The sequence below is a fragment of the Symbiopectobacterium sp. genome, from assembly GCF_047692315.1.
GTDB lineage: Bacteria > Pseudomonadota > Gammaproteobacteria > Enterobacterales > Enterobacteriaceae > Symbiopectobacterium.
Genome location: NZ_JBLLJS010000011.1, coordinates 1 through 13,490 on the forward strand (window position 1 = coordinate 1; position 13,490 = coordinate 13,490).

Annotated in this window: 9 protein-coding genes, 5 pseudogenes and 1 other annotated feature; of the genes and pseudogenes, 5 read left to right on the plus strand and 9 right to left on the minus strand. The window is 50.3% G+C overall.

The genetic code is table 11. The annotated features are described in order from the left end of the window. Positions 1 to 226: 226 nt before the first annotated feature. The 3 genes and pseudogenes from clpB to rluD form a co-directional block, all read right to left on the minus strand. Positions 227 to 2,806, minus strand: a complete 2,580-nt coding sequence (gene clpB / locus ACMZI0_RS03375; RefSeq protein WP_415671943.1) for an ATP-dependent chaperone ClpB — start codon at positions 2,804 to 2,806, stop codon at positions 227 to 229. Between the two features lie 151 nt (positions 2,807 to 2,957). Continuing rightward, positions 2,958 to 3,691: pseudogene (gene yfiH / locus ACMZI0_RS03380) on the minus strand (purine nucleoside phosphorylase YfiH). Positions 3,692 to 3,701: 10 nt separating this feature from the next. Next, positions 3,702 to 4,682, minus strand: coding sequence for a 23S rRNA pseudouridine(1911/1915/1917) synthase RluD (rluD, locus tag ACMZI0_RS03385; protein ID WP_415671944.1), 981 nt, complete (start codon positions 4,680 to 4,682; stop codon positions 3,702 to 3,704). A gap of 133 nt (positions 4,683 to 4,815) precedes the next feature. On the opposite strand from rluD, the gene bamD reads away from it, so the two are divergent. The 3 genes and pseudogenes from bamD to pheA all read left to right on the plus strand — a co-directional run bounded on the left by bamD (position 4,816) and on the right by pheA (position 7,702). Beyond that, a complete protein-coding gene (gene bamD, locus ACMZI0_RS03390) occupies positions 4,816 to 5,550 on the plus strand; it encodes an outer membrane protein assembly factor BamD (RefSeq protein WP_415671945.1) in 735 nt (244 codons plus the stop codon). Positions 5,551 to 5,874: 324 nt separating this feature from the next. Further along, positions 5,875 to 6,204: a ribosome-associated translation inhibitor RaiA gene (gene raiA, locus ACMZI0_RS03395; protein WP_415671946.1), complete on the plus strand. Its 330-nt coding sequence runs from the start codon at positions 5,875 to 5,877 to the stop codon at positions 6,202 to 6,204. Positions 6,205 to 6,366: 162 nt separating this feature from the next. Next, positions 6,367 to 6,489 (plus strand) — a sequence feature (Phe leader region). A 54-nt stretch (positions 6,490 to 6,543) separates the two neighbouring features. Continuing rightward, positions 6,544 to 7,702 (plus strand): annotated as a pseudogene (pheA, locus tag ACMZI0_RS03400) (bifunctional chorismate mutase/prephenate dehydratase). Positions 7,703 to 7,704: 2 nt separating this feature from the next. Here pheA and tyrA read toward each other — a convergent pair. Both tyrA and ACMZI0_RS03410 read right to left on the minus strand, forming a co-directional pair. Beyond that, positions 7,705 to 8,879, minus strand: a pseudogene (gene tyrA, locus ACMZI0_RS03405) (bifunctional chorismate mutase/prephenate dehydrogenase). A gap of 6 nt (positions 8,880 to 8,885) precedes the next feature. Beyond that, positions 8,886 to 9,958, minus strand: a pseudogene (locus ACMZI0_RS03410) (3-deoxy-7-phosphoheptulonate synthase). Between the two features lie 220 nt (positions 9,959 to 10,178). Here ACMZI0_RS03410 and btsR point away from each other — a divergent pair. Both btsR and ACMZI0_RS03420 read left to right on the plus strand, forming a co-directional pair. Then, a pseudogene (gene btsR, locus ACMZI0_RS03415) lies at positions 10,179 to 10,894 on the plus strand (two-component system response regulator BtsR). 135 nt (positions 10,895 to 11,029) lie between these two features. Beyond that, a complete protein-coding gene (locus ACMZI0_RS03420) occupies positions 11,030 to 11,284 on the plus strand; it encodes a DUF2799 domain-containing protein (protein ID WP_415671947.1) in 255 nt (84 codons plus the stop codon). 167 nt (positions 11,285 to 11,451) lie between these two features. Here the strand turns inward: ACMZI0_RS03420 and rplS are convergent, their stop codons facing one another. The 4 genes from rplS to rpsP all read right to left on the minus strand — a co-directional run bounded on the left by rplS (position 11,452) and on the right by rpsP (position 13,477). Then, positions 11,452 to 11,799, minus strand: coding sequence for a 50S ribosomal protein L19 (gene rplS, locus ACMZI0_RS03425; protein WP_415671948.1), 348 nt, complete (start codon positions 11,797 to 11,799; stop codon positions 11,452 to 11,454). A 65-nt stretch (positions 11,800 to 11,864) separates the two neighbouring features. After that, entirely contained in the window at positions 11,865 to 12,620 is a 756-nt protein-coding gene (gene trmD / locus ACMZI0_RS03430) for a tRNA (guanosine(37)-N1)-methyltransferase TrmD (protein WP_415671949.1), read from the minus strand. A 38-nt stretch (positions 12,621 to 12,658) separates the two neighbouring features. Further along, positions 12,659 to 13,207: a ribosome maturation factor RimM gene (rimM, locus tag ACMZI0_RS03435; RefSeq protein ID WP_415671950.1), complete on the minus strand. Its 549-nt coding sequence runs from the start codon at positions 13,205 to 13,207 to the stop codon at positions 12,659 to 12,661. 21 nt (positions 13,208 to 13,228) lie between these two features. Next, positions 13,229 to 13,477: a 30S ribosomal protein S16 gene (gene rpsP, locus ACMZI0_RS03440; RefSeq protein ID WP_415671951.1), complete on the minus strand. Its 249-nt coding sequence runs from the start codon at positions 13,475 to 13,477 to the stop codon at positions 13,229 to 13,231. Positions 13,478 to 13,490: the final 13 nt, after the last annotated feature.

The window sequence follows — 13,490 nt, forward strand, 5'->3', positions numbered from 1 at the left end:
TCCGCTAGAAAGTCAACATCTTTCGTTCAACTTTCTAACTGACCTCGCAACCGCGAATCGCTGTTGCCGTGTCAGTGGAGGCGCAGTATAGACACTTCTCGCGCCCTGACAAGCGCTAATTTCAATTTTATTTCTGAGTGCTCATTTTTAACCCAAACACACCATGATAAAAACGGCGGCACACCTGTGCCGCATTATTATTTCATCATAGATAACAGTATGTTAATTACTGTCTGGCTACAATGTGCTTATCCACGCCATCAATATCCAGGGTTACCGGTTTACCTGGAATCAACTTGCCCGAAAGGATTTCCTGGGCCAACGGATTTTCAATCTGCTGCTGAATGGCACGTTTGAGCGGCCGAGCGCCATAAACCGGATCAAACCCACTCTGCCCCAATTGCTCCAATGCCGCCTCTGTCATGGTGACCGGATAACCGCGTTCTTCCAGACGTTTGTACAGCCGTTGCAACTGAATACGCGCAATGGACATGATGTGCGCCTGGCCCAGCGGATGAAATACCACCACTTCATCGATACGGTTGATAAATTCCGGGCGGAAACGGTGGCTGACCACATCAAGCACCATGTCACGCATTCCCGCATAATCCATTTCACCGAAATGTTCCTGGATAAGATCGGAGCCAAGGTTCGATGTCATCACGATTACCGTATTACGGAAATCCACCGTTCTCCCCTGCCCATCCGTCAAACGCCCATCGTCGAGAACCTGCAATAGAATGTTGAATACATCCGGATGCGCCTTTTCCACTTCATCAAGCAGGATCACCGAGTAAGGACGACGTCGAACAGCTTCAGTGAGGTATCCCCCCTCTTCATACCCGACGTATCCCGGAGGCGCACCGACCAAGCGCGAGACTGAATGTTTTTCCATAAATTCAGACATGTCGATACGCACCATCGCGTCATCGCTATCGAACAAGAAGGCCGCCAGCATTTTGCACAGCTCGGTTTTACCCACCCCGGTCGGCCCCAGGAACAAGAATGACCCGATGGGACGGTTAGGATCGGAAAGCCCTGCACGGCTACGGCGAATAGAGTTCGCTACCGCATTAACCGCTTCGTTTTGCCCGATAACACGCTGATGCAGCTCTTGCTCCATACGCAGCAGCTTGTCACGTTCACTTTCCAGCATGCGCGCGACGGGAATTCCCGTCCATCTTGCTAACACTTCAGCAATTTCAGCATCGGTGACCTTGTTGCGTAACAGGTGCATGGTCTTCCCTTCGGCCTGCATAGCCGCCGCTAACTGTTTTTCAAGTTCGGGCAAACGGCCATATTGCAACTCCGACATGCGTGCGAGATCGCCCTGACGACGTGCCCGCTCCAGCTCGATTTTCGCCTGTTCCAATGCGACTTTAATATTCTGCGTACCACTGAGAGAGGCTTTCTCAGCTTTCCATTCTTCTTCAAGTTTGGAGTAGTAGCGTTCTTTCTGCTCAAGTTCTTCATTCAGCAGAGATAACCACTTTTGGCTGGCCTCATCAGACTCTTTTTTCAGCGCCTGCTGTTCTAGCTTTAACTGAATAATGCGCCGGTCAAGGCGATCCAGAGATTCCGGTTTCAAATCCATCTGCATGCGAATGCTAGATGCCGCTTCATCAATCAGGTCGATGGCTTTATCCGGCAGTTGCCTGTCAGCAATATAACGGTGTGATAACATGGCCGCCGCCACAATTGCCGGGTCAGTGATCTGCACGTGATGGTGCAACTCATAGCGTTCTTTGAGCCCACGCAGAATCGCGATGGTGTCTTCAACGTTCGGTTCAGCCACAAACACTTTTTGGAAACGGCGTTCCAATGCAGCATCTTTCTCAATATATTGCCGGTATTCGTCCAGCGTGGTGGCACCGACGCAATGCAACTCACCGCGCGCCAATGCAGGTTTCAACATGTTACCCGCATCCATCGCGCCATCGGCTTTGCCCGCGCCCACCATGGTATGCAATTCATCGATAAACAGGATGACACTGCCTTCCTGTTTTGCCAGATCGTTTAGCACCCCTTTCAGGCGTTCTTCGAATTCACCACGGTATTTGGCACCCGCAATCAACGCCCCCATACCCAACGATAGCACGCGCTTATTTTTCAGACCTTCAGGCACTTCGCCGTTGACAATACGCTGCGCTAATCCTTCTACAATTGCCGTTTTCCCAACTCCTGGCTCACCGATCAGCACTGGGTTATTTTTGGTACGACGTTGCAGTACCTGCATGGTTCTGCGAATTTCTTCATCACGGCCAATAACGGGATCCAATTTCCCTCGCTCTGCGCGTTCGGTTAAATCAATCGTGAATTTCTTTAGCGCTTGTCGCTGATCTTCCGCATTTTGATCGTTCACCTGTTCACCACCACGTACCTGATCAATGGCTTTAGAGACTGTCTCTTTAGTTGCACCTGCACGAGCCAGAAGATCGCTTAACGTGCCTTGAGTATCCAGCGCCGCCAGCAAAAATAGTTCAGAAGAGATAAATGCATCACCGCGCTTCTGTGCAATCTTGTCGCACAGATTCAGGGTACGGACTAATTCATTGAAGGGTTGCACATCGCCATCAACACCCTGCACCTGAGGTAAACGCGTGATGGCCTGTTCAATTTCAGTTTTCAAACGAACAGCGTTTACACCTGCTGTGGTCAGCAGCGGACTGACGGTACCACCATCCTGCTGCAACAACGCACTCATGACGTGCAAAGGGTCGATAAACTGATGATCCTTGCCAAGTGCGAGAGATTGCGCATCCGCAAGGGCAAGCTGGAATTTATTGGTAAGACGATCCAGACACATAACTCCTCCCATACATACTGCATACTGGTCAAAATTGCTACTGGAGATTAAATGAGGTCATCCCTCAAAATTTCAAGATTATTTTGCCAGTAATACCAGTAATAATAGGAGGAATGCAGTTACTTGCCATGGATCGTCTTAATTCAGTAGGTTATATCACCCAGATTAAACTTGCCATACGACCAGTGGTCCCATCGCGGCGATACGAGAAAAATTTGTCGGCCTGAGTCACAGTACAGGCATCGCCACCAAAGATTTTCGTTACGCCCTGGGCCTGCAAACACAGGCGTGCCAGTTGATAAATATCGGCAAGAAACTTGTTATCCTTAGCGATAAAAGCGTCCGCGGCAGCAGGGTGCTGCGCCATAAAGGCATCACGCACCTCAGGGCCAACTTCAAATGCCTGCGGCCCAATAGCCGGCCCAAGCCACGCCATCACAGACGATGCGGGGGCACGAAAGTGGTTTAACGTCGCTTCCAGTACGCCGGAGCACAATCCGCGCCAGCCCGCATGCGCGGCAGCCACCTCATCTCCGTGCTCAGAACAGAACAGCACGGGTAAGCAGTCTGCCGTCATTACCGCACACACCTGACCGGGTTGGTTGGAATAAGCAGCATCGCCAGTCAACACGCCTGACGCAGAAGAAGATAATGGAACCACGTGCGTCCCGTGCACCTGATTTAACCATTGTGGCATGGCCGGCAAATCAGCCAGCGTCACAAGCCGTTGACGATTTGCTAAAACGGCCTCTGGCCTATCGCCCACGTGTGCACCAAGATTTAGCATATCGTAGGGGGTTTGACTAACGCCCCCCTTCTCGTGGTGCTACAGGCACGCACACCTTGAGGTGCAGGCCAGTTGGGTATTATCAATTCGCTCGTCATCAGCCTCGCATCACCAGTCATATTGATCTTTGAACGCTTCTGCGTCCGCTTTTAATACCTCAACCAGGTCAACCATATCTTGTGGCAAGGGTGCATGCCACTCCATTTCAATTCCGCTGATAGGATGATAAAGGCGCAGCATAGTGGCATGTAACGCCTGACGATCGAAAGTGCGCAGTGCCGTTATCAGCGATTCGGATGCCCCTTTTGGCAAACGAGGGCGGCCACCATAGAGAGGATCGCCCACCAGCGGGTGATTTATATGCGCCATATGGACACGAATCTGGTGTGTACGACCGGTTTCAAGACGCAGGCGTAAGCGCGTATGATTGCGAAAATGCTCCATAATGCGGTAATGGGTGACTGCTGGCTTGCCCATGGGATGCACCGACATATGGGTGCGTTTGGTGGGATGGCGGCTCATCGGTTCATTAACCGTCCCCCCTGCCGTCATACGACCAATCGCAACGGCCTCATATTCACGCGTGATTTCACGTGCCTGGAGTGATTCCACCAATCGCGTTTGTGCCGGCACCGTTTTTGCCACCACCATCAATCCTGTGGTGTTTTTATCCAGGCGATGCACAATGCCTGCACGTGGTACGTCCGCAATAGCCGGAAAATGGTGCAGCAGTGCATTCAACACCGTGCCGTCCGGGTTGCCTGCACCGGGGTGAACCACCAGATCGCGCGGCTTATTGATCACCAGAATATCTTGATCTTCATAAACAATATCCAATGAGATATCTTGCGCTTCCCAGCGAACCTCTTCATCGATCAGGGCATCAATCGTAATGGCTTCACCGCCTAACACTTTCTCTTTTGGCTTATTTACCATATTGCCGTTAATCTGTATCCGATCGTTCAGGATCCATTCTTTTATGCGAGAACGTGAATAATCTGGGAACAATTCGGCCAAAGCCTGATCTAACCGTTGACCGAGTTGTTGAGACTCAGCCACCGTTGCGGTGAGTTGTACTTGTTGTGCCATAGTTGCAGCTTCTTCGTTAACGTTGAGTTTTCGCGGCGATGCCGTTTAAAATAATGTACTATTGTAGCTGGTCTTATCCAGGAGCTTAACGGCCTGTCTCCCGGCATAACACTCTGAGGATAATCAAAACGTTATGATGCGTATGAAATATCTGGTGGCTGCAGCCACGTTGAGCCTGGCGCTGGCGGGTTGCTCCAGCAACTCCAAGGATACGGTTCCCGACAGTCCGCCTTCTGAAATTTATGCTACCGCTCAACAAAAATTGCAGGACGGTAACTTTAAAGCAGCAATCACGCAGTTGGAAGCACTGGATAACCGATATCCTTTCGGGCCCTATTCTCAGCAAGTGCAGCTTGACCTGATTTACGCTTATTACAAGTCCGCAGAACTGGCGATGGCGCAAGCCTCGATTGACCGTTTCCTGCGCCTCAACCCAACGCACCCGAGCGTGGACTATGTGCTGTACATGCGTGGTTTAACCAACATGGCACAGGATGATAGCGCACTTCAGGGATTCTTCAGCGTTGACCGCTCTGACCGCGATCCACAATATGCGCGCGCGGCTTTCCGTGATTTCCGCCAGTTGCTGCAAGCCTACCCTCGCAGCCAGTTTGCCACCGATGCCAGCAAACGTCTGGTGTTCCTGAAAGAGCGTTTAGCCAAATATGAACTTTCAGTGGCGGAATATTACACCAAACGCGGTGCTTACGTCGCCGTTGTTAATCGCGTGGAACAAATGATGCGTGATTTCCCAGACACGCAAGCGACGAAAAGAGCGCTTCCGCTGATGGAAAACGCCTATCGAGAACTCCAACTGCTGGGTCAGGCGGATAAAGTCGCGAAAATTGTCGAGGCCAATCCCGCTTAACCGGAAGGCAATACGGTCCCCTGCGACACGCGCAAACATAAAAAAACGGCAAACCAAGGTTGCCGTTTTTTTATTCCAACGCCTAAACAATATCCGAGCATAATCCCGCCACTGACCTTGTCTGGACGCCATCGATCTCATTGATAATGCCACCAGATGCATCAGGTCTCAAGCCTTCTGTCACGCTTCCTCTATGTGCCTCACAAATTGCAACGCGGTGATCCGACCAGTCAAATAAAAGTGATATAGATCACGATTTTTATCCCATTTGCGGCTATGCTGAAGCTATCTAAGTGAGACGGCAAAAGCAGAGAGGTATGTTATATGACGATCAACATTACCAGTAAGCAAATGGAAATTACCCCCGCAATACGTCAGCATGTCGAAGACCGTCTAACCAAGCTGGATAAATGGCAAACTCACCTGATTAACCCACATATTATCTTATCCAAAGAACCGGTGGGATTTGTTGCCGACGCGACCATTAGTACTCCCAATGGTCCCCTGGTCGCCAGCGCCAAGCATGAAGATATGTACGCTGCCATTAATGAGCTGCTCGCCAAACTGGAGCGCCAACTGAACAAGATGCATCATAAGGGAGAAGCACGCCGGGCAACTACGGGTGCCAAAGACGTCAACATTGAGTTGTCATAACCCGAGCACTCAGCTTTACTGTAGCCAACAACGCGCCATCAGGGCGCGTTGTTGTTTCCTAAGAGAATGCCTTTCGCTTTTTAGTTGACAGAACGAAAAGCCAACAGTTACTTTACTGAGGTAGTTTAACGCCATGAAAGCGCAAACGCTTAACAGGTAACCAATGAGCCACACACCGTTTTTCTTCGTATTCTTTTTACCTTCCCCTGATTGGGAGACGATTCGTCATATTGAAAGAATACGAAGACGAACCAAAAAGCCTCCTGAACAGGGGGCTTTTTTTATGGACTGATTTATACGCACCGTATAGATAAAAATGAGTTTACAGGTAACACAACCATGACAGATAACCCTTTACTGGCCTTACGTGAGCGAATCAGCGCATTGGATCTAAAGCTGCTTGAACTGCTGGCCGAGCGGCGGGAGTTGGCATTGGAAGTGGCGCGTGCAAAGTTACATACACATCGCCCGATTCGCGATAAAGAGCGGGAAAGAGATCTGCTGGATAAACTTATCGAAGCTGCAAAACCCTATCAGCTTGATGGACACTATATTACGCGTCTGTTTCAACTGATTATCGAAGACTCCGTGTTAACTCAGCAGGCGCTGTTGCAGCACCATCTTAATCCCACAGGCTCCCACTCTGCACGTATCGCCTTTCTTGGTCCCAAAGGCTCCTATTCACATCTGGCTGCCCGGCAATACGCCGCGCGCCATTTCGAACAGTTAGTTGAGTGCGGCTGTCAGAAGTTTCAGGATATCTTCGCGATGGTGGAAACTGGCCAGGCAGACTACGGCGTACTGCCCATTGAGAACACCACGTCGGGTACAATCAATGATGTGTACGACTTACTGCAACATACCGGGCTGTCGATTGTAGGCGAGCTCACCCATCCGATCGATCACTGTGTGCTGGTCGCTACCGACACCGATTTGAGCCAAATCACGACGGTCTACAGCCACCCACAACCCTTCCAGCAGTGCAGCCATTTTATCCAGCGCTATCCGCAGTGGAAAATCGAATACTGTGAAAGCACCACTGCCGCGATGGAAAAAGTAGCATCATGGAATTCCCCACACGCCGCAGCACTGGGCAGCGAGGCCGGTGGCTTACTTTACCAACTGCGCGTACTTGGAACATAACCTGGCAAATCAGGCACAAAACACCACCCGCTTTATCGTACTAGCACGTAAACCGATTGATGTCTCAGAGCAAGTGCCGGCCAAGACCACCTTGATTATGGCAACGGGACAGCAATCAGGGGCATTGGTGGAAGCGCTGCTGGTGCTGCGTGAGCACGGCATCGTTATGACAAAGCTGGAATCCCGGCCCATTTATGGCAACCCTTGGGAAGAGATGTTTTATATCGATGTGCAAGCTAACTTGCGCGGGGATGCATTACAAAAAGCACTGAAAGAGTTGGCCAGTATTACACGCTCGCTGAAAGTCCTCGGCTGCTACTCCAGTGAAAACGTGATACCCGTAGATATGCACTAAGATCACCACTCCCGGCTTTGTGGCCGGGAGTTTATCAATACCGTCCAGATACGGCTGTCGTTAGCCTCTTTAAGCAACGCCCGACTTTCCACCTGAAAACGCTGGGCATAATCGCCAAACCAATGCTCGACTTTCTTGAAGCTGGCGGTAAACGCCGCTTTGTCCTTACTTTCCAGCAACGCAATCGCTTCGCCAAAACGGGCGTAATAGCGTTTGATCAACGCCAGATTATTTTCAGACGACATGATGATATCGGCGTAGAGTTGCGGGTCTTGTGCGAACAGTCTCCCCACCATCACCATCACCATCACCATCACCAACCGGTAAATCGGTGAAGAGAGTGCAAGCAGCTGCTCCAGCTGCACATTCTCTTCCGCCAAATGCAACCCGTAGGCAAAAGTAGCAAAGTGACGCAATGCCTGGATAAACATTATATTCTGGTCATGTTCAACCGCACTGATGCGGTGCAGTCGCGCGCCCCATACCTGAATTTGCTCCAGTAACCATTGGTACGCTTCAGGCTGGCGGCCATCGCAATACACCACAACTTTCTTGGCAAGGCTGCCGCTGTCAGGGCCAAACATCGGGTGCAAGCCACGACCGGTCCGGAATGTGCCGCCAGCATCGCCTGCAGCGGACCATTTTTCACCGAGGCAAGATCCACCAGAATGCAATCCTCTGGCAAACGCGGCAGTTGCGCAATCACTTGCTCTGTAACATGGATTGGCACACTAACGATCACCATGCCAGCATCGGCTAGCAAGTGTTCAGCCTGTGGCCAATCTTCTTTTTCCAGCAGCCTGACCTCATAGCCGGACAGACGTAACATTTTTTCGAACATACGTCCCATCTGCCCGCGCCCACCGATGATCACCACCGGCCGCAGTTGCGGGCAAAGCGTCTTGAACCCTTTGTCATTTTCACTGGCGTAGGATTCTCGCATCACCCGGCGCAGAACATCCTCGATAAGATCTGCAGGCACATTGAGGGCTTCCGCTTCTTCGCGCCGAGAACGTAGCATCGCAGCCTCACGATCGGGAGCATAGATAGGTAGACCATAGCGGCTTTTTACTTCCCCAACTTCTGCCACTAATGCCAGTCGGCGCGCCAACAAGCCAAGCAGCGCCTTATCCACCTCGTCAATCTGATTCCGCAACGCGGTCAGTTCTGCAACCATGTTCTGTTATTCTCCCAACGATGAACGGCGTACCGCTCCTAGCTCCTGATGTACTGATCTCAGTAACGAATCAGTACGTTCCCAATTAATACGGGCATCCGTAACCGAGACACTATATTGCATCATATTGCATCGCCGCACTCGGTTGCTCCGATGACTGATTGTCTTCGTGGATGTGACTTTCTAGCATCATACCAATGATAGAACGGTTGCCCGCTTTAATTTGCTCGACAATGGATGACACCACCTGCGGTTGACGCCGATAGTCTTTATTCGAGTTGCCATGGCTGCAATCTATCATGAGTGAAGGCGTTAAGCCCGCTGCCAGCATCTGTTTTTCATATTCAGCAACGTCTTCTGCACTGTAGTTTGGTTGCTTGCCGCCACGCAGAATGACATAGCCATCACTATTACCCTGGGTTTGCAGCAGGCACACCTGACCGGTTTGATTGATACCAACAAAACGTTGTGGCATTGCTGCTTTCATGGCATTGATGGCCGTACCGAGGCTGCCATCTGTGCCGTTCTTGAAACCCACGGGCATGGAAAGGCCAGAGGCCATTTCACGGTGCGTCTGCGATTCGGTGGTGCGTGCGCCGATAGCCGACCAACTCGCCCAAATATTGTGGGCTGTTGGGATCAAGCGCTTCTGTCGCCAGAGGGAGCCCCATGTTCACCAAATTCAACAACAGTTCTCGTGCGATATGCAGCCCCGCTTCCACATCGAAGGAGCCATCCATGTACGGATCGTTGATCAGGCCTTCCCAACCGACGGTGGTACGCGGTTTTTCAAAGTAAACCCGCATCACGATGTACAACCGATCGCTCAATTCAGCTGAAAGCGCATGCAATCGACGGGCATACTCCAAGGCAGCATCCGTGTCGTGAATGGAGCAGGGTCCGCACACGACTAACAAACGGTTATCACGGCCATGGATAATATCGGAAATGGTACGACGAGCAGCAGCAATGGCTTGCTCTTCTTGCACGTTAAGCGGAAATTTTGCTTTGAGCTCATCCGGCGTAATCAGTACCTGTTCATCAGCAATATTAATGTTATTGAGCGAATCTTTTTGCATGTTCATTTTCCTGGACAGTTCTTGAGTAGCGTAGCGCGCTATCCGCAGCCACATTGATTTCAAGATACCACACTCCGTAAAGATTCCAATCCATATACTGTAAGTTTAAAATTACTCATTAAAAACGAACACGGTTCCCTCTTCAGGGTCGTATACCTGCGGGCTTTCCTCGCCGATCTCAATGCAAATAGTGATAGAATCGCTGCAACAGGAGGAAAGCATGCTGAGAGCCATCCTAATTGACGACGAGCAACTGGCTCGTGAAGAGTTGTTGTTGCTACTGGATAAAGAAGATGACATTGAAGTGATCGCGCAGTGTAGTAACGCACTGGAAGCGATTCCTGTGATTAACCGACTTCAGCCAGACGTTATCTTTCTTGATATCCAGATGCCAAAAATCAGTGGGCTGGAACTGGTTGCCATGCTTGATCCTGACAGCATGCCCTACGTTGTTTTCGTCACTGCCTATGATGAATATGCCGTGCGTGCTTTTGAGGAACATGCTTTTGATTATTTGCTCAAGCCGCTGGACGATCAGCGCCTGGTAAAAACCCTGAATCGTCTTCGTCGCGGCATATCTGTAAACAAAAATGTACAAATTATTGCTGAGCCTCAACTGCGTCATATCCCCTGTCATGGTCACAACCGTATTTTTCTCCTCAAGGTTGAAGAAGTGGAGTAGCTCTGCTCAGAGCTAAGCGGCGTCCATGTGGTAGGGCTCAATCAGTCAGGCCATACCCAACTTTCACTAAAACACTGGAAGAGAAAACGCCCTTTGTTCGCTGCCACCGCCAATATATGGTGAACAAGGAACTGCTTCAGGAGATACAGTTGATGGACAATGGTGGCGCAGAAGTCATTACACACACGGGTAAGCATATTCCAGTGAGTCGGCGCTACTTAAAGAGCTTGAAAGAGAAACTGGGTATTGCTTGATAGTGACAGATACCGCCTTCTGATGAGGATAATGGGATGAGATTGGGATACATGCTATGCCTGACATTGCTGCTCGTCAGTTGCCAAACAACTCAGACACTGCTACCGGAAAACTCGCGTTCCCTCTAGTATAACATGGGACTCAGCGATGCCATGGACGGAAATGTAGTGAAAGATAACGACGCCTTGGTTGAATGGTCTGGTGATACCGCTATTGAGCGCGCACATTATTTACGTGGCTATCAGGATGGGCAGGCGACGTTGTGCCACCCTGCCTGTTTGGAAGAATGGGGGAAAATGGGCAAAGATTTCCCTGCCAGCTGCGATGGTGTAAAGAATGCTGAGCAATTAAGAACTGTTTGGCAAAACCATACCGCCCGGGATAATTAAATCCCAATAGTGATTTGATGCCGTAGCACAATCACCTTATCACCCCGAGGGGAGTATGGCGGCTCTAGTATCGCACTCGCGCCTTTCTCGTATCAATAAAAAAATGGCTTAGCCAATGGCTAAGCCCCTCATAAATAAAATATTTTTGATGTCGCGTTAGCGATATTTTAGTTAAGACGCTCTTTGATACGAGCAGCCTTACCAGTACGCTCACGCAGGTAGTACAGTTTGGCCTGGCGAACCGCACCACGACGTTTCACAGTGATGCTGTCAACAACCGGAGAGTGAGTCTGGAATACACGCTCTACGCCTTCGCCGTTAGAAATTTTGCGAACAGTGAATGCAGAGTGCAGACCGCGGTTACGAATAGCGATAACCACGCCCTCGAATGCCTGCAGACGTTTTTTGCTACCTTCAACGACCCATACCTTCACTTCAACGGAATCACCCGAACGAAATGCAGGTACGTCCTGTTTCATCTGCTCTTGTTCAAGCTGCTTAATAATGTTGCTCATAATATGTCTCTTACTCTTACCCTAGGTAAACTGATACATGGGTGCGCGCACCGAGGTGCTACGCCCTAATCCTCTCGTTGCTCGGACTGATGTTCCCGTTGGAACTCAGCCAGCAACGCCGTTTTCTCGTCAGTCAGAGCTAGGCTTTTCAGAAGTTCAGGTCTTCTAAGCCAGGTTCGGCCAAGCGACTGCTTTAATCGCCAGCGACGTATTTCAGCATGGTTTCCCGACAGTAACACTGGGGGAACCTCCATACCTTCCAGCACTTCAGGACGAGTGAAGTGTGGGCAATCCAACAGCCCATCAGCGAAGGAGTCCTCTTCCGCAGAAGATTCATGCCCCAGCACACCGGGAATAAACCGGGATACTGAGTCGATAAGCACCATTGCTGGCAACTCACCGCCACTGAGCACATAATCACCGATTGACCACTCTTCATCAATTTCGGTTCTGATTACGCGCTCATCAATCCCTTCATACCGGCCACACACCAAAATCAGTTTCTGATGCGTTGCGAGCTGCCGTACGCCCTGTTGATCCAGCTTACGGCCCTGAGGTGATAAATAAATCACTCTGGCACTGTCGCCAGCCGCGGCCTTTGCCTCATGAATGGCATCCCGTAAAGGTTGTACCATCATCAGCATACCGGGGCCGCCGCCATAAGGGCGATCGTCCACGGTACGATGCCGATCGTAGGTGAAATCACGCGGATTCCAACATTGTACGTTCAGCAGGCCATTTTTTACTGCCCGACCAGCGACTCCATAATCAACCACTGCGCGAAACATCTCGGGAAACAGGCTAATGACCCCTATCCACATTTTTTCGTTCCACTCAGTCCGTTCGTTTGATTCAGAGCTTAAAAACTCGGGTCCCAATCTACTTCAATCGTTTTAGTAGAAAGGTCTACGTGCTTGATAACCTGTCCGGTCAGAAACGGAATCAACCGTTCCTTAGCACCGAAGGCATCTTTCAGGGTAGCTTTGACCACCAGCACATCGTTAGATCCGGTTTCCATCATATCAATGACTTTTCCCAGTTGATATCCTGCCGATGTGATGACTTCGCAGCCAAAAAGATCCTTCCAGTAATAATCACCCCCCTCCAAATCAGGAAGTTGAGCAGAATCCACAACGATCTCAGCGTTCGTTAATAAATTCGCCGCATCACGATCATCAACACCTTTTACTTTGATGATCAAATCCTGATTGTGGTGTTTCCAGCTTTCAATCTCGACGAGTCGCCAGGATCCCTGAAACTGGATATACCAAGGCTGATAATCAAAAATGCTTTCGGTTTCTTCGGTGGAGGAAAACACTCTGAGCCAACCCCGAATACCATACGTTGACCCCATTTTTCCCATCACAATGGGATTAACAGGGGATGGCGGGTTAAGTTGTTTGCTCATTGTCACCACCGCAGCAGCAGATTACGCAGCTTTTTTAGCATCTTTGATCAGCGCAGAAACGCGATCAGAGATGGTTGCACCTTGGCCAACCCAATGTGCAATGCGGTCCAGATCCAGACGCAGTGCTTTGGCTTTACCGGTTGCGATCGGGTTGAAGAAACCGACGCGCTCAATGAAACGACCGTCGCGTGCATTGCGGCTGTCAGTCACGACGACTTGATAGAACGGGCGTTTTTTCGCGCCGCCACGTGCCAAACGAATTGTTACCATAACATCCTCTTTA

Bases quoted from the DNA above. Each gene is read 5' to 3' on its own strand.
- trmD (WP_415671949.1), bottom strand. From the start codon at position 12,620: ATGTGGATAGGGGTCATTAGCCTGTTTCCCGAGATGTTTCGCGCAGTG.
- rluD (WP_415671944.1), bottom strand. From the start codon at position 4,682: ATGGCACAACAAGTACAACTCACCGCAACGGTGGCTGAGTCTCAACAA.
- rplS (WP_415671948.1), bottom strand. From the start codon at position 11,799: ATGAGCAACATTATTAAGCAGCTTGAACAAGAGCAGATGAAACAGGAC.
- rimM (WP_415671950.1), bottom strand. From the start codon at position 13,207: ATGAGCAAACAACTTAACCCGCCATCCCCTGTTAATCCCATTGTGATG.
- ACMZI0_RS03420 (WP_415671947.1), top strand. From the start codon at position 11,030: ATGGGACTCAGCGATGCCATGGACGGAAATGTAGTGAAAGATAACGAC.
- raiA (WP_415671946.1), top strand. From the start codon at position 5,875: ATGACGATCAACATTACCAGTAAGCAAATGGAAATTACCCCCGCAATA.
- rpsP (WP_415671951.1), bottom strand. From the start codon at position 13,477: ATGGTAACAATTCGTTTGGCACGTGGCGGCGCGAAAAAACGCCCGTTC.
- clpB (WP_415671943.1), bottom strand. From the start codon at position 2,806: ATGTGTCTGGATCGTCTTACCAATAAATTCCAGCTTGCCCTTGCGGAT.
- bamD (WP_415671945.1), top strand. From the start codon at position 4,816: ATGATGCGTATGAAATATCTGGTGGCTGCAGCCACGTTGAGCCTGGCG.